The sequence below is a fragment of the Acinetobacter pragensis genome (genome assembly GCF_001605895.1).
Taxonomy (GTDB): Bacteria; Pseudomonadota; Gammaproteobacteria; order Pseudomonadales; family Moraxellaceae; genus Acinetobacter; species Acinetobacter pragensis.
In genome coordinates, this window is the sequence record NZ_LUAW01000023.1 from 18,430 (window position 1) to 44,091 (window position 25,662).

At 43.7% G+C, this 25,662-nt stretch carries 27 protein-coding genes; 23 read left to right on the forward strand and 4 right to left on the reverse strand.

What is annotated here, in order from left to right:
* Window positions 1–89: 89 nt before the first annotated feature.
* The 9 genes from AZH43_RS10490 to AZH43_RS10535 all read left to right on the forward strand — a co-directional run bounded on the left by AZH43_RS10490 (window position 90) and on the right by AZH43_RS10535 (window position 9,051).
* Window positions 90–689: an NUDIX hydrolase gene (locus tag AZH43_RS10490; RefSeq protein ID WP_067669426.1), complete on the forward strand. Its 600-nt coding sequence runs from the start codon at window positions 90–92 to the stop codon at window positions 687–689.
* A gap of 45 nt (window positions 690–734) precedes the next feature.
* Entirely contained in the window at window positions 735–1,268 is a 534-nt protein-coding gene (locus AZH43_RS10495) for a gamma carbonic anhydrase family protein (RefSeq protein ID WP_067669428.1), read from the forward strand.
* Window positions 1,269–1,400: 132 nt separating this feature from the next.
* Complete coding sequence (gene tsaB / locus AZH43_RS10500; protein WP_067669430.1) at window positions 1,401–2,066, forward strand: tRNA (adenosine(37)-N6)-threonylcarbamoyltransferase complex dimerization subunit type 1 TsaB; 666 nt, start codon at window positions 1,401–1,403, stop codon at window positions 2,064–2,066.
* A gap of 12 nt (window positions 2,067–2,078) precedes the next feature.
* A complete protein-coding gene (locus AZH43_RS10505) occupies window positions 2,079–2,903 on the forward strand; it encodes an undecaprenyl-diphosphate phosphatase (RefSeq protein WP_067669432.1) in 825 nt (274 codons plus the stop codon).
* Window positions 2,897–3,715 carry a class I SAM-dependent methyltransferase gene (locus AZH43_RS10510; RefSeq protein ID WP_067669434.1) on the forward strand — a complete coding sequence of 273 codons (819 nt, stop codon included), beginning with the start codon at window positions 2,897–2,899 and terminating at the stop codon, window positions 3,713–3,715. Before AZH43_RS10505 ends, AZH43_RS10510 begins: the two co-directional genes overlap by 7 nt.
* A 124-nt stretch (window positions 3,716–3,839) precedes the next feature.
* Window positions 3,840–5,237: a C13 family peptidase gene (locus AZH43_RS10515; protein ID WP_067669436.1), complete on the forward strand. Its 1,398-nt coding sequence runs from the start codon at window positions 3,840–3,842 to the stop codon at window positions 5,235–5,237.
* Window positions 5,238–5,530: 293 nt separating this feature from the next.
* Window positions 5,531–6,358: an S-formylglutathione hydrolase gene (gene fghA, locus AZH43_RS10520; protein WP_067669438.1), complete on the forward strand. Its 828-nt coding sequence runs from the start codon at window positions 5,531–5,533 to the stop codon at window positions 6,356–6,358.
* A 545-nt stretch (window positions 6,359–6,903) separates the two neighbouring features.
* Complete coding sequence (locus AZH43_RS10530) at window positions 6,904–8,013, forward strand: YjgN family protein (protein ID WP_067669442.1); 1,110 nt, start codon at window positions 6,904–6,906, stop codon at window positions 8,011–8,013.
* 15 nt (window positions 8,014–8,028) lie between these two features.
* Window positions 8,029–9,051 carry a M48 family metallopeptidase gene (locus AZH43_RS10535; protein WP_067669444.1) on the forward strand — a complete coding sequence of 341 codons (1,023 nt, stop codon included), beginning with the start codon at window positions 8,029–8,031 and terminating at the stop codon, window positions 9,049–9,051.
* 89 nt (window positions 9,052–9,140) lie between these two features.
* Here the strand turns inward: AZH43_RS10535 and AZH43_RS10540 are convergent, their stop codons facing one another.
* Window positions 9,141–9,431: a DUF2218 domain-containing protein gene (locus AZH43_RS10540; RefSeq protein ID WP_067669446.1), complete on the reverse strand. Its 291-nt coding sequence runs from the start codon at window positions 9,429–9,431 to the stop codon at window positions 9,141–9,143.
* Between the two features lie 204 nt (window positions 9,432–9,635).
* Between AZH43_RS10540 and rpe the strand changes: the two genes are divergently transcribed.
* The 9 genes from rpe (at window position 9,636) to AZH43_RS10590 (ending at window position 16,715) form a co-directional block, all read left to right on the forward strand.
* Window positions 9,636–10,322 carry a ribulose-phosphate 3-epimerase gene (gene rpe / locus AZH43_RS10545; RefSeq protein ID WP_067669449.1) on the forward strand — a complete coding sequence of 229 codons (687 nt, stop codon included), beginning with the start codon at window positions 9,636–9,638 and terminating at the stop codon, window positions 10,320–10,322.
* A gap of 459 nt (window positions 10,323–10,781) precedes the next feature.
* Window positions 10,782–11,315 carry a hypothetical protein gene (locus tag AZH43_RS10555; RefSeq protein WP_227509811.1) on the forward strand — a complete coding sequence of 178 codons (534 nt, stop codon included), beginning with the start codon at window positions 10,782–10,784 and terminating at the stop codon, window positions 11,313–11,315.
* Between the two features lie 55 nt (window positions 11,316–11,370).
* Window positions 11,371–13,182 carry a copper resistance system multicopper oxidase gene (locus AZH43_RS10560; RefSeq protein ID WP_067669453.1) on the forward strand — a complete coding sequence of 604 codons (1,812 nt, stop codon included), beginning with the start codon at window positions 11,371–11,373 and terminating at the stop codon, window positions 13,180–13,182.
* The gene (locus tag AZH43_RS10565) at window positions 13,169–13,444 is read left to right on the forward strand and encodes a hypothetical protein (protein ID WP_081406807.1); all 276 of its coding nucleotides are present in this window, start codon (window positions 13,169–13,171) and stop codon (window positions 13,442–13,444) included. Before AZH43_RS10560 ends, AZH43_RS10565 begins: the two co-directional genes overlap by 14 nt.
* The gene (locus tag AZH43_RS10570) at window positions 13,431–14,369 is read left to right on the forward strand and encodes a copper resistance protein B (protein ID WP_067669456.1); all 939 of its coding nucleotides are present in this window, start codon (window positions 13,431–13,433) and stop codon (window positions 14,367–14,369) included. The genes AZH43_RS10565 and AZH43_RS10570 overlap by 14 nt, the downstream gene beginning before the upstream one ends.
* A gap of 339 nt (window positions 14,370–14,708) precedes the next feature.
* On the forward strand, window positions 14,709–15,026 hold the full coding sequence (gene sugE / locus AZH43_RS10575) for a quaternary ammonium compound efflux SMR transporter SugE (RefSeq protein ID WP_067669458.1): 318 nt from the start codon (window positions 14,709–14,711) through the stop codon (window positions 15,024–15,026).
* A 112-nt stretch (window positions 15,027–15,138) separates the two neighbouring features.
* Window positions 15,139–15,456, forward strand: coding sequence for a quaternary ammonium compound efflux SMR transporter SugE (gene sugE / locus AZH43_RS10580; RefSeq protein WP_067669659.1), 318 nt, complete (start codon window positions 15,139–15,141; stop codon window positions 15,454–15,456).
* A gap of 41 nt (window positions 15,457–15,497) precedes the next feature.
* Complete coding sequence (locus AZH43_RS10585; protein ID WP_067669460.1) at window positions 15,498–15,977, forward strand: methylated-DNA--[protein]-cysteine S-methyltransferase; 480 nt, start codon at window positions 15,498–15,500, stop codon at window positions 15,975–15,977.
* A 66-nt stretch (window positions 15,978–16,043) separates the two neighbouring features.
* The gene (locus AZH43_RS10590) at window positions 16,044–16,715 is read left to right on the forward strand and encodes a nuclease-related domain-containing protein (RefSeq protein WP_067669462.1); all 672 of its coding nucleotides are present in this window, start codon (window positions 16,044–16,046) and stop codon (window positions 16,713–16,715) included.
* 285 nt (window positions 16,716–17,000) lie between these two features.
* Here AZH43_RS10590 and AZH43_RS10595 read toward each other — a convergent pair whose 3' ends face one another.
* Window positions 17,001–17,933 carry a tRNA dihydrouridine synthase gene (locus AZH43_RS10595; RefSeq protein WP_193786453.1) on the reverse strand — a complete coding sequence of 311 codons (933 nt, stop codon included), beginning with the start codon at window positions 17,931–17,933 and terminating at the stop codon, window positions 17,001–17,003.
* Window positions 17,934–18,650: 717 nt separating this feature from the next.
* On the opposite strand from AZH43_RS10595, the gene AZH43_RS10600 reads away from it, so the two are divergent.
* The 5 genes from AZH43_RS10600 (at window position 18,651) to AZH43_RS10620 (ending at window position 24,180) form a co-directional block, all read left to right on the forward strand.
* Window positions 18,651–18,905, forward strand: coding sequence for a hypothetical protein (locus AZH43_RS10600; protein WP_131796934.1), 255 nt, complete (start codon window positions 18,651–18,653; stop codon window positions 18,903–18,905).
* A 349-nt stretch (window positions 18,906–19,254) separates the two neighbouring features.
* Complete coding sequence (locus AZH43_RS10605; RefSeq protein ID WP_067669466.1) at window positions 19,255–19,794, forward strand: fimbrial protein; 540 nt, start codon at window positions 19,255–19,257, stop codon at window positions 19,792–19,794.
* Window positions 19,795–19,817: 23 nt separating this feature from the next.
* Window positions 19,818–20,516, forward strand: a complete 699-nt coding sequence (locus tag AZH43_RS10610; protein ID WP_067669468.1) for a fimbrial biogenesis chaperone — start codon at window positions 19,818–19,820, stop codon at window positions 20,514–20,516.
* Between the two features lie 24 nt (window positions 20,517–20,540).
* Window positions 20,541–23,090, forward strand: coding sequence for a fimbria/pilus outer membrane usher protein (locus AZH43_RS10615; RefSeq protein ID WP_067669668.1), 2,550 nt, complete (start codon window positions 20,541–20,543; stop codon window positions 23,088–23,090).
* A gap of 1 nt (window position 23,091) precedes the next feature.
* Complete coding sequence (locus AZH43_RS10620) at window positions 23,092–24,180, forward strand: fimbrial protein (RefSeq protein ID WP_067669470.1); 1,089 nt, start codon at window positions 23,092–23,094, stop codon at window positions 24,178–24,180.
* Window positions 24,181–24,289: 109 nt separating this feature from the next.
* Here AZH43_RS10620 and AZH43_RS10625 read toward each other — a convergent pair whose 3' ends face one another.
* Entirely contained in the window at window positions 24,290–24,706 is a 417-nt protein-coding gene (locus AZH43_RS10625; protein ID WP_067669472.1) for an NUDIX domain-containing protein, read from the reverse strand.
* A 16-nt stretch (window positions 24,707–24,722) separates the two neighbouring features.
* Complete coding sequence (locus AZH43_RS10630; RefSeq protein ID WP_067669474.1) at window positions 24,723–25,532, reverse strand: cytochrome C assembly family protein; 810 nt, start codon at window positions 25,530–25,532, stop codon at window positions 24,723–24,725.
* Window positions 25,533–25,662 lie beyond the last annotated feature (130 nt).

The following is a 25,662-nucleotide window of genomic DNA, read 5'->3' on the forward strand; positions in this document are numbered from 1 at the left end:
TTAAAAAATGAACTTTGGCATCATTTCTCAGGCAAGGGCAGAAAAATTGAGCTATGATAAAATCAGCGCCATAAGAAAGAGAAACATGGATGACGGATCGTTCATTAACACAGAAACTGCAGCAAAGTTTACGGTTTTCTTCGCGGGTGCAATACGCGCAAGCTGCTGTGTTAATTGCGATAACTGATGAATCAGACCCTAAAATCCTATTGACCCGCCGATCGGTCTACCTGTCCAATCATGCTGGAGAGGTTTCCTTTCCTGGGGGAAAGCGTGACCCGAATGATACCAGCAATATTGTTGTCGCTTTGCGTGAAGCGCAGGAAGAAACCGCTTTAAATCCTTTTGATGTGCGGCTGCTGGGCGATTTGCCTATGCAGAAAGCCCGGAATGGCATGCTGGTTAAACCCGTTGTGGGGTTAATACCGCCGCAAGTTGAATTGATTGCGCAACCCTCTGAAATCGACCGGATTTTTTTTGCTTCTGTGGAAAACTTAATGCAAGCGCCGCCCATTCCGTATGAAGTGCGTTATGCGCATCAGTCACTGTATTTTCCCAGCATGCGGGTAGAAAATGAAATTGTTTGGGGCTTGACCGCGCGCATGCTAATTTCTTTGTTTAAATATGGATTAGGCTATCAAAAAGAATGGCCATTTTTAGTCAATTCACCGACATTTAAGCTGCGTTAAATGACCGTTGACTCTGCGGGATATGACAAATGTTAAGGAGACGCAATGCTGTATAAATTTGAAGGTCATGCACCGAAAGCTGTTCACCAGCCTTGGGATGGCTGGGTGGCTGACAATGCTGCAGTCATTGGGCAAGTTGAGCTGGGCAAGCAAGTCAGTGTTTGGTTTGGCGCCGTAATCCGTGCAGACAATTGCAGGATTAAACTGGGTGACTATACCAATGTGCAGGAAAATGCGGTACTGCATACAGACGCAGGCATTGAAATGAACGTTGGAAATTATGTGACCATTGGCCATCAAGCGACGCTGCACGGCTGCACCGTCGGCGATAACAGCTTAATAGGCATAAATGCAGTGATTCTAAATCATGCTGTAATTGGAAAAAACTGCATCATTGGCGCCAATGCCTTAATTCCTGAAGGTAAAGTGATTCCGGATAATTCTGTCGTCATGGGCTCACCGGGAAAAATTGTTAAAACTTTGGATGCCGCTGCGGAAGAAAAATTGAAAATGAGCGCTTTGCATTATGCTTCACATTTTAAAAAATTCATGCAGCTGGAGCCAGCAGAGCTGGATTGAGTTGCATTTTTTTGATCTTAAGCCTGGATTATTCTGGGCTTTTTTGTATCCACAGATGGAAAATCTCGCGAAGCATCGGTGAGTGGAGTATGATAATCACCGTTTTTCAGTTTGATTTAATTAAGGTTGTGCATGAAAGTGCTGGCACTGGAAACTGCCAATGAGCAGTGTTCCGTTTGTATTGCAGATGAAACTCAAGAGCTTTATTTCCAGCTTGATGCGCGGGCGAAAGCACAAACGCAAACTATTCTACCGTTAATCGAGCAGGGGCTTGCAGAAATTGGCATTCAAATTTCAGATTTAACCGCGATTGCATTCAGCCGCGGACCCGGCTCATTCAGCGGCGTGCGCATCAATGCGGCAGTGACGCAGGCTTTGGCATGGTCAAATGATTTGCCGGTTATTCCTGTGTCTACCTTGCAGGCATTGGCGCAAGCAGCGTACCGTATCGCCGGATTGACTGAAGTCACCGCAGTGCTGGATGCGCGTATGAAAGAAGTCTATGCAGCCAGTTACCAGCTGGATGGAAACGGCATTATGCAGCCGGTGAGCGAAGAACAATTATTAAGCTATAGCGATGCGGAACAGGCTGTCAAATTTACCGTGATCGGCTCGGGTTCAGTTTTAATTAAGCCAGAACAAATACAATACAAAGATATTAGCGCAACTGCACAGGACATCGCGACAATAGCGCGCGTACATGCACAGCAGCAGAATTGGGTAAGCGCAGAATATGCTTTGCCTGTTTATTTGCGTGATAATGCTTGGAAAAAAATCCCAGAACAGGGCAAACCATAATTAGGAATTTCTATGGATCTTTTACTGCTGCTTAAAGCGGCAATCATGGGCATTGTTGAAGGCATCACTGAATTTTTGCCAATTTCAAGTACTGGGCACTTGATCTTAGCCTCTGAATTGATGAACTTTTGGACCAAAGAAAAGAGCGATGTTTTTGTGATCGCGATTCAAATGGGCGCCATCGCAGCGGTAATTTACGAATATTGGTCACGCCTTTGGGGGGCGGCAACCGGCATGTTTACCGGTGAGGAAAAAGGCCGCCGCTTAGGTTTCAGCTTAATTATGGCTTCAATTCCCATTGTCTTGATTGGTTTGACTTTTGGCCAAGCCGTCAAAGAGCTGCTGTTTAATGATATTGCTGTCGCCATTGGCTTAATTGTTGGCGGTTTTATTATTATCTGGATTGAAAAGCATCCGCCGAAAGTGAATGCGCAGGAAGTTGAAAACATCAGTTATAAAGAAGCGATATGGATTGGCCTCATTCAAGTACTGTCTTTAATTCCGGGCACCTCGCGTTCAGGCGCTACGATTATCGGCGCAATGTTTTTGGGCATTTCGCGTAAAGCCGCTACAGAATTTTCTTTCTTTTTGGGTATTCCTGTCATTATTGGCGCGGGTTTGCTTGATTTATACCAAAGCTATGATGTGTTCAAAACCAATGAAGACTGGACTGTGCTGGCAACAGGCATAATCGTTTCATTTGTTTCCGCATTGATCCTGATCCGTGCATTGGTGGCTTATGTCGCGAAACGTGATTTCATGATTTTTGCTTGGTACCGCATTGCATCTGGCCTATTGATCCTATTGTTTGCATTTACAGGCTGGAAATTATGGTAAGCGAAATGCGCTTATACACAGAAGCCGAGTTTGAACCGAAAGCACAGCAGTTCTCTGCTGTGCTTTCTTCTCGTGGGGTTGACGTAAATATTCAGGTTGCAGAAAAACTCAATGCGCGTTTTTTCCGCCAAAATCCGGATATCGCTTTAAGTGTCGATGCGGATGGCCTTTGGCTATGCGCCAATGGCATGAAAATGCAGCCGGACTGGAAAGCCGAAGCCGGACGCTTGAAACGGGCCTCCATTAAGTCTGAAATGATTGCCCGTGCCTGCAGTTTGGCAGAAAAGCCCCGCTTGATTGACGCGACAGCCGGTCTTGGCCATGACAGCCTGCTGATGGCATATTTGGGTGCGGATGTAACATTGCTGGAGCGCCATCCTATTTTATTTACGCTGCTTGAAGACTCGCACCGGCAGGCAATGCAGGATCCTTTTTTAAATGCAGCGGCAGCGCGCATTCATTTGGTCTTTCAAGATTCAGCCGATTATTTGCGTGAGCAGGCTGTACAGCACCAGATGACAGATGTGGTGTATTTAGACCCGATGTTTCCCCAGCGCGATCAAAATCAGCAGGCCGTAAAAAAGCAGGCGCAAGTGAAAAAACAGATGCAGCTGCTGCATATGCTGCTGCCGGAAGACGGTGAGATGGATTTAGGCGACAATTTGCTGGGGTTGGCGCAGCAGGTTGCCAAACGTGTTGTGGTGAAACGTCCAAGATTAGCAGTATTTTTAGCGGATCAAGCGCCGCAGCATCAGTGGCAAGGAGATGCCTGCCGTTTTGATGCCTATTTTCAGCATGATCTTTTAGTCTAATGTGAGAATTATTTCAAAAACTGTTCAAAATTTGCTATATAGTTGAAAAATAGCATTGATAAAAACTGCATCAAGCATAAACTTGCTTATGTGATAAGTGAGCCATAACCCCGATAAGATTTATATGATCGACTTGAAACCTTCCATCAATTTTTGGCATGATTTTAAAAGCAACCAAACTGCGGGGATATGGCTGTTTTTGGGATCTAGGCGCTCGCTTCAGATTGTCCGTCCATCCATTTTTCAATTGGTGTTTTGGGGCATTTTAGGCGGCTGTGCAAACAGTTTATTCAGTTGGCTGAGCAGCGGGCGCATTGGTGATTTTAACCCGCAAGGTTTGGTCAGCTACGCGCTTTGGCCTTTTATCGCCTTGATTGTCGGCATCTTTTTGTCACAGCGGGTGAACAATCCGCGTTTAATGCTGGTCCCTGCGCTGTTATGGCTGGTGCTGGATACCCATATCATGCTGTTCCAGTGCCTGATTCAGTATTTGGGCGATTTGGATCTTCTGCCGTATATCTTCTATGACTTTATTCCGACACTGTTCATCATTCTGTTTGTCTGGCAAAGCCTTGCCGTTGTGTGGGTTATTTCCCGTGAACTGAAGTGGCCATGGTGGGAACGCGCGCTGATTATGCTGGCGACGTTATTCACCTTGGTAGTTTGGCAAATGTCTGTGAAAGACCAGCCGATCTGGAAAGTGGAAGAAACTCCGCCCACGTTTGCTGAAGATGCATTTTATGCCCAAAGCCGGCTGCTGAATAAGTCTCTGGATGCCGTTGAATATGGTGAATTCGCTCAATCGCACTGGTACTTTTTAGGGGTGGCTGGGGCAAGCTATCAAGATGTCTTTAAGCTGGAAATTGAGCGGATTAAAGAACAATTTGATACGCGGTTTGGAACTTTTGGGCGCTCTATGGCGCTGGTGAATAATCCGGAAACCCGTACAGAGCTGCCGATAGCATCGAAGACCAGCATGGAAATGGCTTTGCGCCGTATCGGCCAGCAAATGAATAAAGAAAGCGATGTGCTGTTTTTATACATGACATCGCATGGCCTGCCGAACGTATTTGAGATGGAAAATGCGCCTTTGGATTTGGCTCAGGTCGATCCGAAATGGCTGCGTGAAACTTTGGATGCGGCGGGTATCCGCTGGCGGGTGATTGTCATTTCATCGTGCTATTCAGGCAGTTTTGTGCCTGCGCTGCAAAATGAAAATACACTGATCATTACCGCATCGGCGGCTGACCGTCAGTCCTTCGGCTGTTCGAGTGAAGCAGACTATACTTATTTTGGCCGCGCATTCTTTGATCAGGCGATGCGGGAACAGCCGTCGATAGAAACTGCTTTTGAACAGACCAAAGAGACTGTGGCGCAATGGGAAAATGCCCAAGGCTTTGAACCCTCTGAACCGCAATGGTCGATTGGCAAAAATATGCAGTTAATGCTGCCGCAATTGGAGCAGCGTTTATTCCCGCCGGCAGCAGCGCCGCAAAAACCTGCAGCTGCTGCCTTGAATTAATTTATACATCAAATGAAGGCCGCGCGTGATGTGCGGCCTTTATCGCAAGTGTGAATTGGCTGAACCGCTAGCCCAGCGCGATGGATTAGGGCTGCCGCTGAAGATTGCGCACTTGCAGTTTAGTTATTTTTATTAAAATCAGCATTAAATTCATTATTTACGTGATCATTCAGATATTTTTGATTTGCCTATTATTTTTCTAAGCCTATATTTAATTTTTATGATTCAAAAATCAACAGGGATATTGAGCAGTTAGGTTAGTATGGCATGGGTTATGATTTAAGGAGAAGTTCGTGGAAAGATTAGAAAGACATGCCTCATTCGGCGGCTGGCAAGAGGTCTATAAGCATCAATCAGATGTTTTAAAGTGCGCCATGAATTTTTCGATTTATATTCCAGAACATGATCTGAATGAAAAGCTGCCAGTACTGTATTGGCTTTCAGGGCTGACCTGCAATGAGCAGAATTTTATTACCAAAGCCGGCGCTCAAAAATATGCCGCTCAGCATAAAGTGATACTTGTCGCGCCGGATACCAGCCCGCGGGGAGATGCAGTTCCGGATGATGGGGCTTATGATTTAGGGCAGGGTGCAGGCTTTTATGTCAATGCGACTCAAGCGCCATGGTCTGAAAATTATCAAATGTATGACTATATTGTGCATGAATTGAGAACGCTGATTGATGCGCATTTTCCCAGCAGTCGGGTACAAAGCATTATGGGGCATAGTGCCGGCGGCCATGGCGCTTTAGTGATCGGCCTACGGAATCCTGATCTTTACCAGAGTATTTCAGCATTTTCTCCGATTGTTGCGCCTTCTCAAGTGCCTTGGGGGAAAAAAGCATTTACAGCCTATCTTGGCGAAGAGCAGTCGCTTTGGCACAATTATGATGCGGTTGAGCTAATTCAATCGGGTACGGTGAAGCAGCCTATTTTAGTTGATCAAGGCATGGAAGATTCTTTCCTTGAAGCGCAGCTAAAACCTGAACTCTTAGTCAATGCGTGTAAAAAGAGCGATTATCCGCTGACACTGAATTTAAGAGCCGGATATGATCATAGCTACTATTTTATTGCCAGCTTTATTGAAACGCATATTCAATTTCATTGCGCGCACTTGAAATGATCAGGCCGCTGCAGAAATAGTTTGTATGTACTGCGTCAAATGCTGTCAGCAGATTCCCCATGTATTGGCTCAGTAATTCAGCCAAAGAAGCGTGACCGCTCTAATGTGCTTGGGTCAGCTTTAAAGCACATCATGCTGATGGCAAATCATCGGTTCTAAAGATTTTAGCGCTTCAATAATCAAATAGAATTTTGGGGTCTAAAAGCCCATGCCGCCACTATAAATTCAAAGAATAGAGGAGGGACTGACAATCATGATATTCAGCTTTCAGCCGCTGCTGTTTACTGCGCCGGCTGCATGATCTTAAAGGGCCGTCATTGGCGTTTTTTTCTTTGATGCGATTGAAAAAAAATAGATTCTGATTCATTGTATAGAGAGCTTTTTCCAATTTAGCGTCAAAGCAAAGTTTTTGATTGTCCATTTAAAAAAAATTATGACTTTAAATTTTGTGCCGGAACATTTTTCCCCAGCATTTCTTTCTGTTCAATCCGTTGTGCGGAATTACGGTCAGCCCTTCAATTATTAAAATAATGCTTAGGTTTGGTATGCAAAATTCAGACAGCTATCTCCATCAAGATTCAGAACTGGCGTCACCCTTTCAGGAAGAACCGCGGCAGAATGCGCTGGGCGCTTCGATTGATTTGGGGCTGCAGTATTCATTCCGCTTTAAAGGAACGGCGTCAGAATATTTCGGTATTTGGATCGTCAATATTTTATTGACTGTGATTACGTTGGGATTGTATGCGCCATGGGCCAAAGTGCGCCGATTGCGCTATTTTTATGGCAATACCTGGTTTATTCAGCGCCGTTTTGATTTTACCGGCCTGCCGTCTAAAATTTTAATGGGACGGATCATTGCCTTGGTGATTTATGGCGCTATTTCCTTAGCCATGAAATATTCACTGGAGCTGTTATTGGCAGGCATGGCGCTTATTTTCTTGGCTGTGCCCTGGCTGGTTCGTTCAACCATCCGTTTCCGTGCACGCAACAGCAAATTCGGCAATAGCCGGTTCTTTTTCTCTGGAAGCAATAAAAGCGCATATTGGTGTTTTTTGAAATGCATTTTGGTGACTGTATTCACGCTGGGCTTATTTTTTCCTGCAGCCGTATGGCTCTATAAGCGCGAATGCCTGAATCATCTGTATGTTGGGCAGTTAAACTTTAAATTAAATGCAGACTGGCCAGCTTATATGCGGGCCATGTATATGCCTGTATTTATCTTTATTGCAGCAATGGCTGTGCTGGCGGCACTTCTCGGCTTGCTGTTCAGCATGAGCGGCGGCAGGGGCTTTCAGGAGTATGTCGGGCTATTCGTTATTTTTTATTTCATTGGATATTTATTTATTTGGCCGCTGATGATGGCGCGAATTTTTATCACGTCATGGAACAGCACAACGCTTAACCGCAGCCAATTTACGGCAGGCTGCAGTCAATGGCGCTATGCATGGATCATTCTCAGCAATTGGCTGGCAAAAATGATTTCTTTGGGCCTGCTGGCGCCTTGGGCCGCTATCCGCCTCTATAAATTTCAAGCTGAATCTTTAAAGCTGGTGCTGGTCGATAATCCGGATGATCTGATTAATCTGCTGCAGCACGACCATCATGCCATTGCAGAAGAGCTGAGTGATTTTTTTGATTTAGATATCTCACTATAACAGCAGGAGAATGCAATGAACCTGTCTGCCGATGCGGTATTTTATGATGGAATTAGCGCCAAGCCGCAGCTGGCGCAGGTGCTGAAATTGGATGAACAGCGGGTTTTAGTCAAATATGGCCTGCAGCTCGATCTGCAGCGGGTATATATGTATGACGATATGACCCTGATTGGCGCTTTAGGCAGTATTCAGCCGATTGTCGAGCTGAAAGATGATGCGCGGCTGGAATTTAAAGATGCTTTGCCGGAATGGTTTAATTTATCCCGCAAGGATCATCTTGATACGGTTTGGAAACTGGAAAGAACGCCAAGCCTCATTCTATTCAGTATTGCCTTTGTCGCCGTTTTAGTCTTTGCCATGGTGAAGTGGGGAGTGCCGGCAGCGTCTCATCAGGTATCCAAATACTTGCCGGTGCAGACCATGAAAAGCTGGGGCGATGAGGCAGAAAAATATATTTTGGGAATTACTCAAGAATCTCAGCTGCCGAAAGCCCGGCAAACTGAATTGCTGCAGAAATATAAAGTGCTGGTTGCAGATGACAAGCCTGCGAAAGTGATTTTCCGCGCAGGCGGCAGCATTGGCGCAAATGCGCTGGCAATCCCGAATAACACCATCATATTGACAGATGAACTGGTTCAATTGGCGAAAAATGATGATGAGCTGATGGGAGTGATGGCGCATGAACAAGGCCATTTGGCGCAGCGGCACAGTTTGCAGCAGGCATTATCCAGTCTGGGGTTCAGTGTGATTTTATTGATGATTACCGGCGACAGTTCAGACTTAGTGACGACATTGCCAGTTGCGCTGATTGGAGCAAGCTATTCCAGAGATTTTGAAACGGAAGCCGATCTATATGCGCTGAAGATGATGGATCAGCATGATTTGCAGACCATGCATTATGCCAATTTTTTGCAGCGCCTTGCAGATGACAGCGGTGAAAAGATGACAGAGAAACGCAGCTGGCAGGACTTTTTAAGCTCGCATCCCGCGACTTTTGAACGGATTGAGGCGGTAAAAAATTACCAAGCTCAGCCTTGATTGAACAGGCATTGCCTGCTTGATAGCGGTCAGGTATTTTGCTTGCAGTGTTGCGTAGCTGAAAATTTATTTTAAATTTGAAAGCACAATTATTCGGAACGCTGCCATACAGCGGTCAATTCTTCTTGTCCCATACGGATTAAATGATCCAATACAACCTGTTCTAATCTGGGCAGGTCAGTATCTTCTTGCGTGGCCGTAATTTCGACAGCCAAAGATTCTGCCAAGGGCGTTAACTGCACGGTTGCGCTGGGCATAACAATCTGCAGCAGCTGCTCTGAGTCAGCCACTTCAAATTTATGTTTCCAGTGATTAAGCAAGCGCTTGGTAATTCGGCCTGCTTGTACGGTCGCAATGGTTGCACGGGTTGTTTTAGGCATGCAGAATCTTCTTTAAGTATTTGTATGAAAAGGTATTTGACACTAGCGGATTTAGAGGGTTTTGACTATCAAAAAAATGCAGCGGATTATTTTTACCGCAGATTCTGTCGCTGCATTTTCAACGCTTCAGGCCGCCGGGCAAGCGCCGGCAATTCAGTTTTGCTATAATAGCTAAAATATCATTCTTCCATAGCCAGGTTATTCATGTCCAAGCCATTTTTAATTGCGCCTTCTATTCTATCTGCTGATTTTGCCCGCTTAGGCGAGGAAGTGGAAAATGTCCTGCAGGCGGGCGCAGATGTCGTGCATTTTGACGTGATGGACAACCATTATGTGCCGAATCTGACTTTTGGCGCGGGTGTGTGCAAGGCCTTAAAAAAATACGGCATTCAAGCGCCGATTGATGTGCATTTGATGGTATCTCCAGTAGACCGCATGATTGATGACTTTTTGGAAGCTGGCGCAGATATCATTACATTTCATCCTGAAGCCACCGATCATATTGACCGCTCTTTACAGCTGATTAAAGCCGGCGGCGCCAAAGCGGGTTTGGTATTTAATCCTGCAACACCGCTGCATTATTTAGATTATGTGCTGGACAAGGTAGACCAAGTTTTACTGATGAGTGTAAACCCGGGCTTTGGCGGACAGAAATTCATTCCAATGACATTGGACAAGCTGCGTCAGGCGCGCAAAATTATTGATGCCTCTGGCCGTGACATCCGTTTAGAAGTGGATGGCGGTGTTGGGCCTGCCAATATCCGTGAAATTGCGGAAGCCGGCGCGGATATGTTTGTTGCCGGTTCGGCTATTTTTGGCAAGTCCGATTATAAAGCTGTTATTGATGATATGCGTTCTGAATTGGCAAAAGTTGGCACTGTAGAGGTTTAAGGATTTTTAAATAAATCCAGCGCCAATTGTGGATAACTTTATGGATAAACATATGGATATCTATGTAGATAACTATATGGATAACTTGAATAAAGAATAAACAATTGAGCGTCAAAGGTTTATTAATTAGACTTAATTTGTATAAAAAGGACTCATTTGAGTCCTTTTTTACGCTTTTAAAGTGCTTGAATTGTTGGCGGTTTATTCAGCATTGCTTAAAAATAATGCTGTTTAAAATATAACTATATTGTTTTAAATGATTTGCGCTAAAGAAAAAAAGGCATACACGAAAAAATTTAAGACATTGTGCATAACTGCTTAGTTCTTTATGATAGAAATACATTAACCGGCTGTGGACCGCTGCACAAAAATTGGCAAAATTGGCAAAATTGCTCATAATGGCAATAGCTGATGCAGGGTTCGTAATTTTATTCATTGAATGCTGAGGGCAGAATTGGTTTGCTGAAATTTATGCAGCGCTATACCGGCTTTGTTTTTCTGATGGCTTTTGTCATTGGATGGAGCAGTGTTGCCTTTGCTGTGCAAAAACCAATTCACCAGCTGATGATGAGCCAGTCTGTCAAGATGAATGCTGCTGAGCGTGAAGCTTCGCAGAGTATGTCTTCTGCATCTCATGATATGGGTGCGAAGCACAGTTCCGCTTCACTGCATGAGATGGCGCAGGATGCATCAGACACGGCAGTGTTCAGCATGAACATGCAGGACTGCCTTCAGGCTAAGGCCGATAAGCCGTCTGACAGTGCGCAGAGTTTTGAGCATTGCCAATCTAAAAGCATTCAATTCAATAGCAAAGCGCAATGCGCTGACTGCGCCTTATGGCATTGCCAGCTGGCATCGGTTTCTTTGGAAATGCATGCGGTAGAGTTGAACTTGCCTGAGTTTTACATATTTTCCGAGCAGCCCAATATCGCGTTTACTGCGCAATATCTGCCAGGCCACTGGCAGGAACTGTTGCGCCCTCCCAAAGCTTAATCCATTTTTAGAACACTTTTAACTCAAAGTTCCTTCATAAAATCAGGATTAAGCAATGTCTATTAAAATCAGTCAAAGCCTGCTTGCAGGTGTTTGCTTCATTTCGTCTTCTTGTCTGTATGCTGCAGTCAAGGAATACTCGCTCAATATTGGCGAGGGCACCGTCCAAGTGACGGGCAAGCCGCTCACCAGAATTATGGTCAATGGCCAATTTCCGGCACCGCTTCTCGAATTTGAAGAAGGCGATGATGCGGTTATTCGGGTTAAAAACAGCCTCAAAAATAAAGACTCTTCCATTCACTGGCATGGCTTGCTGCTGCCGGGAATTATGGACGGTGTACCTGGGTTTAACGGCTTTAACGGCATCAGCCCCAATGAAGAGTTTGTCTATAAATTTAAAGTCCGCCAGAGCGGCACATATTGGTATCACGCGCATTCCAAAGGGCAGGAACAGGACGGGCTCTATGGCGCTTTAGTGATTTATCCTAAAGGGAAACAGCCTTTGGCGCAGCATGAGAAAACTGAGCGTGATTATGTGGTCATGCTGTCCGATTTTCATGAGCAGCGCAGTGATCAAATTCAGAAAAACCTAAAAATTTCAGCCGAATACTATCAGGATCAGCGTGAAACATTAGGTGATGTCTGGAAGCAAGTGCAGCGAGATGGCCTAAAAGCGGCGTGGTCAGACCGCAAAATGTGGAATCAGATGCGCATGCTGAAAACGGACCTTTCTGATGTGACCGGCTATACCTTTCTGATTAACGGGAAAACGCCTGAACAGAATTGGACGGGCATGTTTAAGCCGAATGAAAAAGTCCGCCTGCGCTTTATTAATGCCTCAGCTATGTCGTTCTTTGATGTGCGCATTCCCAATTTGAAAATGACGGTGGTCAGCGCGGACGGACAGCCGGTCAAGCCTGTGCCTGTCGATGAATTCCGTATTGGGACAGCTGAAACCTATGATGTGATTGTTGCCCCGCAAACAGGCCATTATCAGATTGAAGCGGAGTCTATTGACCGATCAGGTTTTGCTATTGGCACATTGCAGCATGAATTGAATCCGGAAACTCAAGGGATTCACATGCCGGCGCCGCGCCCGCGGTCTTTGCTGACCATGGAGGATATGGGGCATGGCAATATGCAGGGCATGGATCATTCAAAGATGAACCATGATGCAATGCAGGGCATGGATCATTCAAAGATGAATCATGATGAGATGCAAGGCATGGATCATTCAAAAATGAACCATGATGCCATGCAAGGCATGGAGCATTCACAGCAGAGCTCTGCAGCATCGGCGCAGCAGAAACATGATCAGACGGTGTATGGCTGGGCCAATGCTTCTACGCCAGCGGGTGATAAAGCATTGCAATACAGTGATTTAAAATCCTTAAATCCGCAGGTGGATACTCGTGAAGCGACCAGTGAATTGGTGATCCGCTTGGGCGGGACGATGGAGCGCTATATTTGGACGATCAATGGAAAGAAATTCAGCGATGCTGAGCCGCTGAAAGTGAAATATGGTGAACGCATCCGCATTAAATTTATCAATGACAGCATGATGGCGCATCCAATGCATTTGCATGGCATGTTTATGCAGCTGGAAAATGGTCAGCCTGCGGCGGATATGCCAAACAAACATACGGTCATCGTGCCGCCGGGTAAAACAGTTACGGCTTTGCTGACTGCTGATGAGCTGGGCGAATGGGCGATTCACTGCCATCTGCTGTATCACATGAGCGCAGGCATGATGAATAAGCTGATTGTCGCGAATGTGACAGATGCTCAAGCCTCTTCAGCGCCAATCCAGACCTCTAAAGCAGTACCTGCGGCGGAGCAAAAAGGAGATCAGCATGCGCATCACTAATCTATTTTTGACATCAGTTTTGGCAGCTGCGGTTCTCAGTTTGAGTACACTGGCTGCGGCTGAATCAAGCGTTGAACAGCGTCATGCGGTTCAGCCGCCTGCGGAAAAAATGCAGCCGATGGATCATTCTCAGCATGCTGCACATGAACATGGGCAGATGATGCAGCAGGCCAATCAAGCGAAGACAGCAGAAAAAGCTGAGCAGGCCAATTCAGATAAGGATCAAACAGCAGCGAAAGGGGATCATCATGCACACCATTAATCTTTTTTCTAAAACTGTTTTAAGTGTTTCTATGCTGATGATGAGTGCAGGGGCAATGGCGCAGAATGGCGCTGATCATCATGCTGAAATGGCGGCTGCAGCGGCGCAGCCGGATCAGGTACAGATGATGCCGGATACAGCGCATGCCATGATGGATCATTCACAGCATCATGCTGAAGCCCCTGTGCAAAATCAGTCACAGGCGCAAGCAGAGGAGCAGAAACCTGCAGCTGAGCATCAAGGGCATGATCACCGTAAAGAACATGGCGGTCAGGTGTATGCCGTGACCAGCTTTGACAATAAATGGCTGGTGAATGAAGATGGTGATGGCGTTTTAAAATCGGAGCTGGAAACGCGTATTGGCACCGATGAGAATAAGGTTTTTATTAAAATTCATGCCGATCAGCAGGAGTCTGATGCGGCTGAATGGGATGCAAAACTGCTTTACAGCAGGATGATTTCAGATTTTTGGGATGCTCAGATCGGCGCACGCTACCGTTCTGAAAAAATGAAGCTGGATCATGGGCAGAGCGATACTGAAGAACACGTCGATGCAGTCCTTGGTCTGCATGGGATGGCGCCGTATTTCTTTGAAACCGATGCCTATCTATTTGCAGGGGCAGACAGCTATTCAGGTTTCAGTTTGGAAACTGAACGTGATTTGCTGCTGACACAAAAGCTGATTGTGCAGCCTTATTTGAATTTGGATGCCGTATTCAGCGATGAGTCTAAATATGCCAAGAAAACCGGTTTGAGCCATGTCACAGCCGGTTTAGAAACCCGCTATGAGATCAGTAAAAGAGTCATGCCTTATATTGATATTGCGTATGCATATGATAAAGGGCGGGATGAAACTGCTTGGCAGGCAGCGACAGGCTCAGAGCATGGCTGGATTTATGGTGCCGGCATACGCTTTAAATTTTAAAATCATTAGCCTTTGATGCAGTGCATCTGCATTAAAAATAAAGAAAGCTGCGGGTGCACTAGCAGCTTTCTTTATTGTCATGGCTTTACTGTTATTTTGATGAAAAATGGTGCGCTTTTTGAGCGTGCAATGGGTCATTTTTTGTAAATAAGATTAAAAATAATGCGAAAATTAGTATAATCAGCAGAATATAGCGGGGGAACGACCTCCCTTGGTGCAAGATGGCCTTCTATTAAAAAATTAACTTTCCATTGGTATTTTTTTTAATGCAGGTGTATTTCGCTTGGATCAAGAAAAAACGTCAGGACGGCCTGACTCTATTGATTGGAGCACGGCATTATGGCCTGGATTATTCTTATTTTTGCGGGTATTTTCGAAATTGTCTGGGCATATTCGATGAAGCTTTCAGAAGGCTTTACGAAACTTACCCCAAGCCTCATCACCCTTTTTTTTATGATCCTCAGTTTTGGCCTGCTGGCTTATGCTATGAAAAGCTTGCCCTTGGGCACTGCTTATACCATTTGGACAGGAATCGGCGCGATTGGCTCATTTTTAGTCGGGATCTTTATTTTAGGTGAGCCGGCAACGGCAATGCGCATGCTGGCTGCTGTTTTAATTGTCTCAGGCTTGGTTTTAATGAAGCTTTCTTCCGGCTGAATAAGCCTTTGAATATTCAATCATCTTAATTTCTTTCATTGATTTTTAGCAGGTCATTATGGCAAAGGCCGGAATCATCCGGCTTTGCCATTGTGCAATAGGTAATTTAGTTATGGCGTGGATGGTCTTAATTGTCGCGGGCTTACTGGAAGTGGTCTGGGCCTATTCGATGAAAATATCGGAAGGATTCAGTAAATTAACACCCAGTATTTTAACAATTGTCTTTATGGCCGCCAGCTTTGCTTTGCTGTCATATGCCATGAAGTCTTTGCCTTTAGGCACTGCCTATACCGTATGGACAGGGATTGGTGCGGTCGGTTCATTTCTGGTCGGAATTTTTGTGCTGGGTGAGCCAGCCAATGCAATGAGAATGTTGGCGGCTGTCTTAATTATTTCAGGCTTGGTCTTGATGAAGGTGTCATCCGCTTAAATAATGAGATAATTTTTTTCAACGACTTGGCGGGGGCGCGCATGCAGCTGTCTTATATATTTTTAGAGTCACCTGTAGGTCAGCTGAAACTGGTTGCGCATGAAAGCGCTTTAGTGGCTGTGCTGTGGGAGAATGAAAATCCGAACAGAGTACGTTTGGCCACATTGGTTCATGATATTGAACATCCTATTTTGCAGGCAACGGCGCAGCAGTTGAATGAATATTTTGCTGGACAGCGCAAGCAGTTTGATTTGCCTTTGGATTTTGCCGGAACACCGTTTCAGCAGAAAGTTTGGCAGGCGCTGCTGAGCATTCCTTACGGTGAAACCCGCAGTTATAAGCAAATTGCAGAACAAATTGGCAATGTCAAAGCGGTGCGTGCGGTTGGCGCGGCCAATGGCAAAAATCCAATTTCTATTATTGCGCCGTGTCATCGTGTGGTGGGAAGTACGGGCAAACTGGTGGGCTTTGCCGGAGGATTGGGGAATAAAGATATTCTCTTGAAATTAGAAGCTTTATGAACAGAATACGTTGATGTTATTGCACTTTAAAAGCTGATCCAAGAAATATAATATGAGTTTGATTGAATGAGTATTTCTCAAATTTTTGCACCGCTGCTTTCGCAATTGTGGTGGCTGATTTTATTGGCTGCAGCCCTTGGGCTATTTAAAGTATTCAAGCCTTTGCTTAAAGGGAAAATGGGGGAGTTTACGGTCAGCGTGCAGGCCAAACTTTACTTGGATAAAGAAAAATATATCCTGTTAAATGATTGCACTTTGCCTGATGCGCAAAATAAAACCACGCAAATAGACCATATTCTGTTAAGCCCTTATGGCATTTTTGTCATCGAAACCAAAAATTATAAGGGCTGGATTTTTGGCAGCGCCCATCAAAAGATATGGACGCAGAAAATTTATAAAAAGTCATTTAAGTTTCAAAATCCATTGCATCAAAACTATAAGCATCAAAAAGTTTTGGAAACGGTTTTGACTGATATTGTTGAGCCTGAATTGATTCATTCGATTGTAGTGTTTATGCCAGACTGTGAGTTTAAAACTGCAATGCCTGATAATATCTTCCGCGGTGCGGCATGGACAGATTATATCAAAGGCTTTCGAGAGGAAGTTATTCCAATGATGAAACTGAAACGGGTTCAATTGCGGATTGAAAAAGAAGTGCTGGAAAAATCTTGGAAGACCAACAGCACCCATGTAAAAAATTTAAAACAGAAAAATAATGCAGCTGAAGCGGAGTTTTAAATAGACGCATTGGGCTTTATAGCCTTCATTTTTGTATCTTGTACATACAGAGGGGAGGCTTGCTGTTCTATTTTTATCGCTTTAATCTGCAGCCAAAGGCCTGAAGAATACTTCTGAATGCTTAAAGCAATGACTGCCCTAATATTTGCTGTGAAGTCACAGAGGCATGGCGCGCATTCAGTGTGTACGGAACAGCACAATGTGAGCAGGCTGTTCCATTTTTTCAGACGAAACAATTATTGACGGTTTAAATAGCGATGACGTTTTTAGCGCTTAAGCATCAAGTCATTGATGGCTTTGCAATTTCTGCACAATCTCATCTAAAGGCTTCACTTTTTTCACTTCATCCCATAGCGCTTTCGCTTCAGGATAATGCTTTGACATCATGCCCAGCCATTGCTTATAGCGGCCAACCATGTTCATTTCTTTTTTATAGCTGCCGCTTAAAAAGCGGATTTGCAGCTGAATCAGTTCATTCCATGTAATTAATGCGTCATTGGTATTTTGACGGATGCATTGGGTAATATCCGGTGTGGTGACGGCACCGCGTCCAATCATTAAATCCGCGCAGCCGGATTCCATCTGACATTGCTTGGCATCGGCATTGTTCCAGATCTCGCCATTGGCAATCACATTAATCTTCAGCGCTTCACGAATAGGCCGCAGCTGATCCCAGAATGCCGGCGGTGTATAGCCCTCCGCTTTGGTGCGGGCATGCACAGTTACCCAAGACGCGCCAGCATCTTCAATGGCATGCGCATTTTCAAGCGTGAAATTTCTATCCATATAGCCTAAGCGCATTTTAGCGGATACTGGAATATGCTCAGGTACGGCATCCCGTACAGCTTTGACCAGCCCGTAAACCACTTCCGGCTCATCCAGCAGCACCGAACCGCCGCGGTGGCGGTTGACAGTTTTCGCCGGACAGCCAAAGTTCATATCAATCGCAGGCGCGCCTAATGCGACTGCGCGCAAGGCATTGGCTGCCAGCATTTCAGGATCATTTCCTAAAAACTGCACATGCACAGGTGTTCCTGCCGCGGTTTTTCCGCCGTTAAGCAATTCCGGACAATAGGCGTGATAGACATGATCGGGCAGAACTGAATTGGTTACGCGAATGAACTCGGTCACACACCAGTCAAAGCTTCCCATGGATGTCAGTACATCCCGCATGATTGGGTCGGTTAAACCTTCCATTGGCGCTAAAACAAGTTTCACAGCAGCTGCCTGAACGATGAAAAACGGTGTTATACGTTTTTTTTCAGCGCTTGTCCAGCTCACGAAAATTACAGGGTCAGATTCTTTTTAGATCTTTAATTTAAAGGATTTAACTGGTGGATTTAGGAGATTGCTGACTCAGCTGAGAATGGAGATTTCCCCATGCATATAATGCACGTAATTAATGTTTTAATTAAAGCATTTGAAATAAATAGCGCTGGGCGTGCTGTATGAAATTAATACACATGGGCCATTCATACTTCAATAAAAAGATAATGCGATGGATAGAAGTAAAGTGTTTAAGTTAACTGAATAAATCGAGTTAAGGCAGAGCGCAAGGCATTAAAGCCAATAGTTTAAGAAAAATGATGCTTGAAATTTAAGTTAAGAGAGAAACATCCTGTTTTGTTAAATGCTTGAAATGATTTTTTGAATACAGGTTAAAACTAAGTGATTGATAAGTTGTTAAGATATTTTATTTTTTATAATAAATTGAATGATCAGCTTACTTTTAAAGCGGGCAATTAAATAAAAAGAACAAGCTTGTGAACTGGTTATCAATCTTGATTTTTTTTGATAATTTGGCGAAGTAAACAAATATTCACTTGTGCTATAAAAATATTATAAGAAGACAAAAGGGACAGGGATATGTTTAAAAAATTAGCGATAATTTTTATATCTGCAATCTCAGCGTGTTCGATTTTTGCGCAAGATGATATGAAGCTGAATTTCCGCGGTGAAATTTATGAAAATACCTGTGACTTATACCAAGCTTCAGCTGAAGAAAAATGCGCCGTATTAGAAAATCAGTGGTTTCAGCTGCACAATAGAATCATCGATCCAAAATTATCTGCAGAAGAAATTCAAGCATATGTGCGAAATTTCTCTGAAGTTCATTCTACTTTTTATGGCGCAAGCCTGAAATCAGTTAACGAAAACCAAGCTTTCAATATCGAAATCCACTATAAATAAAATAATTTTATATATATCAATAAAATAGCATAATTTGAATAAAATTCATGCTATTTTTCATTTTTAGAGGGAAGTTTTTTTGTACCTGATAAAATGCCATTGTAATTATTAATATTAATATAAATCATTATCTTAATTTCTATTAATCATGGTTTTTATGTGTAAAAGATAAGTTTTTCTCGTGAAATTTACAAAAAATATATAAAAAAGGTTTTCAAATTATTTTTTTCTGCTATCTTACACAAAATGTAAGATATGTCACACTTTATGCTGTATCTGTGTTTGTGACCATATTTTAATAACTCCATGATTAATTGGAAAACTTATTTATTTGCTTTAGGTTAAACACATGAAAACACAAATCGCTTTGACTCTTGCTGCATCACTTTCTGCTTTGACTTTCACTGCGCCAGCTTTTGCTGCAGGCCAAATTAACTTTACAGGTGAAATTATTAATGCTGCTTGTGACATTAAAATTAATAGCAGCACGTCCAACGAAGTTGTTCTGGGTAAATGGCCAACGTCTATGTTCAAGGTTGCAGGCGACAAGTCAACTCCTGCAAACTTCACGATTAACGTAGAAAACTGTGCTGCGGGCACTTATCAAGTGAACTTTTCAGGAACTGCAGATGCAACTAATACGCAGCTGTTAAAAGCGTCTGCGGCGACAGGCGTTGGTATTGCAATTATCAACAGAAGCGGTACAAATAAGCCGGTTAATTTAAATACAATTACTGGACAAGATTCTAATGCGGTTTTAACTGCAGCGGGCACAGGCGTTACAGCGGTAGGCGAATTGCCTTTGCAAGCTTTTTATCAAGCGACTGGCGCACCGGTTACTGCGGGTAAAGCGGATGCGACAGTAAGCATTACGTTGCAGCAAAAATAATTTAAAATTATTGAGGATTTGCCATGCGCCTGAATTTATCTGTACTCGCGGTTATTTTATCTGGCCTTGCTTTTGCATCGCCAAGTTATGCCGCAATTCAGGCTATGGCAAGCCGCGTCATTTATAGCAGCGAAAATAAAGCTGCGACACTGACGCTCAAAAATAATGCATCTAAAGCGTATATTGTTCAAACTTGGCTTGAGCCGGGTGAAGATAAAACAGCTATATCAAAAGTGCCGTTTATTGTTACTCCGCCATTGATTAAAATTGAACCGCAAAAAGAATCAGTCTTGCGTTTTATCTATTCAGGCACAGGTCTGCCGACAGACCGTGAAAGTCAAGTATGGATCAATGTGCAGGAAATTCCGCCTAAGCCGGAAGAAGAGAATACCTTGCAGCTGGCTGTACGTTCCAAAATCAAGCTGTTTTACCGTCCGCAGCAAATTGAAATGGATTTGCCTGAAGCCGTAAAAAAACTGCAATGGTCGCTAGAAAATGGAACGCTGAAATTAAAAAACAATAGCCCGTTATTTATCACCATCGGTGATTTAACACTGGGAAAAAATGACAAGCCAATCAGCCAAATGCAGCGCGATATGGTTCCGCCATTTCAAAGTATTGATGTTTTGAATCATATTCCGAACACGATTAAAAGCCTTCAATTTACGTATATTAATGACTATGGCGGCAATACTGAAATGCCTGAAGTTATTTTGAAATAAATGTCAAATTTGCGGCAGTATCACGTGCGCTATTTAAAACTTTCATTACTTAGCCTGAGTATTGCAGCGCAGCATGCTTACGCTGAAGATCCAGAATTTAATACCGCTTTTTTAAAAGATGTAAGCGATCAGGTCGTATTTGAAGCCGTCACGAAAGGCTACAGCCTTATTCCAGGCAATTATGATTTCAGTATTTTTCTGAATGATCAGCGCATAGATAAAAGAAAAATCAAGTTTTATCAAAAAGGCCAAGAGGTTGTGCCTTGCATCGACGCCAGCTTTATTGACGATTATCAGATTCTGTATGAAATTGATCAATCAGCTCAAGAAACATCTGACTCGGCCTGCTATGACCTGACGGCATTGCCCGGCGCTAAACTGAATTTTGATGCAGGCATGCAAACCTTGAATTTATCTATTCCTCAGGTTTTTCTGCGTCAAAATGTTCGAGGCTATATTTCACCTAAATTATATGATCAGGGCATTAATGCTTTGATTGTAAATTACAATGCCAATACCAGCTTATATAAGGCCCAGTCCGGCAAAGAATTCAGCAACAGCAGCTTACTGCTGAACAGCGGAATCAATTGGGGCGCATGGCGTTACCGCAATCAAAGCAGTTTTATAAAAAGCAGCGGATATTCAGCGGAATGGGACAGCGCGGTCAATAAAATTGAGCGTGACATTATTCCGCTGAAAGCGCGCATAGAATTAGGCGATGCAAATACCCGAAGCGATGTCTTTGACAGCATTAACTTCCGCGGCGTGCAGTTCAGCAGTGATGATGCGCAGCTGCCTATCGGCCTGCAAAATTATGCGCCGGTCATCCGCGGGACGGCGCGCAGCAATGCGCTGGTTGAAATCCGTCAAAACAATTATTTGGTGTACAGCATGAATGTTGCGCCCGGTAATTTTGAAATTAAGGATTTATACGCAGCCAATGACAGCGGTGATTTAGAAATTAAAGTCATTGAAAGCGATGGATCGGTCCGCACCTTTACTCAACCATACGCTTCTGTCCCGAATATGATTCGCGCAGGTCAGAAAAAATATCAAGTGACTGCTGGACAGTACCGCAGCGGTTCTGATGATTATCAGCCCTATTTTGGGCAATTGACCTATACTTTGGGTTTAAATAATTACCTCACGCCTTATGCAGGAATTTTAGCGGCTGAAGACTATTATTCAGCTGCAGGCGGCGTTGCCTGGTCGGTTGGCCAGTTCGGCGCCCTATCTGCGGACTTAAGCTTTGCCAATAATACTTTGTCGAATGGCCGTCAAGAGGATGGCTTGGGCGTACGGCTGCTGTATGCCAAATCTATTCAATCGTTGGGTACTGATATTCATTTAGCAGGCTATCATTATACCGCCAGCTATTATGGCTTTTCTGATGCAGTACAGGAAAAGGCTCAGTGGAGAAATGGCGTCTATGAATATAATGATCAAGATCCGTCTGCTGTGAATGATCCGGCTGTTTCAGCGGAGGCTCAGACACGTTCATACTATTCAACTGTTTTTTATAATAAAAAAAATCAATATCAAATTTCCTTGAATCAGCGGTTGGGTAAATGGGGGCAGCTCTATGCTAACTTATCCGATACGCAGTTCTGGCAGAAAGATTACAATCAGCGTAACTGGCAAATTGGTTATAACAACAATATTCAACGCTTATCCTATGGTGTGTATTATCAGAACAGCAAAAGTTTGTTCGCTGGCTCTGATTATTCCATTGGGCTGAATTTCAGTTTTCCGCTGGATCAGCTGAAACCGTTTAAAAAGCACGATGTGACTTCTAATAATAATTATCAGTATTCAGGTGATGATGGCGCAATGGTGCAAAGCGCTTTGACAGCCAATTTTCTAAAAGATAATAATCTGCAAACACAGCTGCAAGTGAGCCATTCTGAGAAAAGCGGTGACAGCTTGAATTTAAATGCGGCCTATCAGGGAACTAAAGGCAACAGCAATATCGGCTATGCGTATTCGGATCAGTATCAGCAAGTGTATGCCGGGGTGAATGGCGGCATTCTGATGCACGAAAAAGGGGTGATTTTTGGGCAGCAGATGAATAATTCGCCTATCCTGATTGAAGCGAAAGGCGCAAGCAATATCCGCATAGAGAATCAAACTGGCTTAAAGCTGGACAAGAATGGCTATGCGATTATGAGCGGCAGCAGCCCATATGCGAAAAACCGTGTGGCATTGCAAGCCGAAGATTTAGGCCAGAATATTTTTATTGAAGATTTGGTGCGCAATGACATTGTTCCGACTAAATTTGCTGTCGTCAAAGTTGAATTTAATGTAAAAACTGGCCACAGTGTTTTGGTGAATTTGAACTATAACGGCCATGAGTTGGCGGCTGGTACAGAAATCAGCGATGTAGCCAATTTGAACCGCTATGGTTTAGTCGGTTTAAATAGTCAGGCTTTTTTAACCAATGTGGAATCCGGTCAAAAAATGTTTGCAAAGTGGGGCAGTGCAGATACTCAGCAATGCAGCTTTATACTGCCTGAATTAAACAGCCGCAATATCGGCTATGATGAATTGACGCTTGCATGTGAAGCAGGAGAGTAAAATGAAAAATAACCGGTTTCGGCTGCTTCTTAATTTATTTTTACTGGCTATTGGCCTGACTGCGGTACAAAGCACATGGGCAATGCGTTGCCTGTCGGGTCCCAAAGCGTCGAGTTCTTTTAATATTGATAATGCAACAAATAAAACAAATACAACAAATGTCGGCACGATCACCGTGACCAATTTTAACAGTGCCGCGAATGCCTTGCTGTGGGAATCTCAAACCTATTCATCGACATTTACCTGTTATGATGATGCAACGACCAACTCAAGTGAAGATGCTTATTTATATGTCGATGACGCTGCGAAAAAATTAGCGACAGATTTTGGCAACTCTAATTTAATTATGGGCATCCGTTTCAATGGCCAAGAATATCCCATTACAAAAACTACCGATAAAATCGCCACAGGGAAGCAAGCTTTAAGCTACCAATCAGATAATCTTTTTTCATTTTCTACAGCTGCTGATAATTGTCGTTTTATTGGGAAGTATGCCGTGAGCCGCCGCTGTGCTGACCCCAAAACCATTACTTTAACGTATTCTTTATATATTAAGGCGCGCGGTTCAGGCAGCAACTTTCCTGCAACAGTTAAAACTTACGATGTTTTTCAGCTGGATGGGAAAGGGGGCCGGAATGGCAGCGGTAATTTTCAGGAAAAAGTCAGCGGCATTCAAATCAAATATGTCGAATGCGTACCGGTTTTGAACACACAGACGGTTGATTTAGGTCAATATTATGCCTATCAAGACACCAATACTATTTTAAGAAAAACACCATTTTCTATTAATGTTATTACCAATGGCAAAGACTGTGCAGCATATCCTTTTGTAGGAATTTTTAGTTCAGCCTATCAAGTTGATGATCAGACCATAACCGCAATTGAAACGGACATGAAAGATGTGATTGGCATCCGTCTATTTGAGTCCGGAAATAGCGCGCCGCTGAAGTTGAATGACAAGATTGATTTCGGCTATAGCAGCAATACTCAATTGACGAAAAACTTCGAAGCAGGCGTACTTTTTTTGAAAAAGCCAGCCAATGCGGGAAAATTTACGTCAGTGATTAATTACGAAGTTTATTTCAAATAGGCATGGTCTAAATATTTTATCTCTTGCCTTGGAATATTTTTAATAAAGAAAATGGCTGATTTCATTTTTGGCCTAGGCGTTTTTAATCAGGATATTTCTATTCTTGCAATTATTTTATAGTCCGTAAAATATACAGAACGGCATCAAGGTATTTGGGATGAATTCGGCTTTCATCCAATGCCAGCAAATGCGGGACAGGCAGCCAGAAAAAACTGAAAACATGCCCATAATCATCTAAAGTCTGATACTGCCATTGTTCTGATAAGCTTAAGTCCAGAATATCGATCGCAATAAAATGCCAAGGCGTTGAGGCAATCTGGCATTGTCCTATATAGGCGCAATGCTCGACCGTGCGAATAATGCCAGACTCTTCAAAGAGTTCCCGTATGGCGGCTTCTACAATAGATTCGTTCGCTTCCAGTGTGCCTTTGACCAGTTGAATTCCAGCAACAGGATGCTGAAAAACCAAAACCTCGGTTTGCAGTTCGGCATTTTTTCGAAGGATAAACGGGCAGACTTTTTCCATATCGGCAGCTTTAAAATTAACGGTGCAAAATCATTTCTAAAACAAGTTTGGAGCCAATAAACCCAACCGCCAATAGAAAGAATCCGATAATCGTGAAGCGGATGGCTTTTTGGCCGCGCCAGCCAAATTTGTAATGCCCAATCAGCAATGACCCATAGATAAACCATGAAATGATGCTGAATGCAGTTTTATGCGCTAAATGCTGTCCAAAAAAATCATCTATGGTGATGAAGCCAAAGCCCAGCGCCAGTGTCAGCAAGGCAAATCCGGCAATCAGCATATCAAACAGCAAGGATTCCATCGCTTGGAAGGGCGGCAGCAAATTGACCCAGACGCGGCGTTTTTGCTTATTTTTTAATTCACGGTCTTGAAACCACAGCAGCACGGCATGAATGGTCGCCATGAGCAGCACCGCATAGGCCGATAAAGACAGAACAATATGAACGTCTAAACCGGCAGAGTTTTGCGTAATAAACAGATCATGCTTGCTGAAGGCAAAGCCCATGATCAGGCCGGCAGCTGCAACAGGAATGCCAATTAAGCTTAAAGGCAGAACGGGGCGGTAAGTGCTGAATAAAATGCTGAGCAGCAGCATTAATGCAGACGTAAAAGACATAATGTTGAACACATTGTAATTTACGCCCATTGGGGTCAGCATGTCGCTGTACAGTACGCCTGCATGCAAAAACAGGCCTAACGTTAAAATTACGCCGACAAACCAGTGATTGGGAACACGCTTAGACATCAAATGCATAAACAAATACCAAAAAGACGTGGTGTATGCGATTAATGCTAAAATTGTGTAAACCAAGGGCAGGCTAATCATGTCAAACCTTTTTCAGGATGATGAAAATTCAGAGATGTAAATTCGATGAGAACTACAGTATCCTATAGCATTCTATGCATAAATTTTCTATTTTAAGAAAGATTTTTTTGCAACAACCATTTTAAGCGGA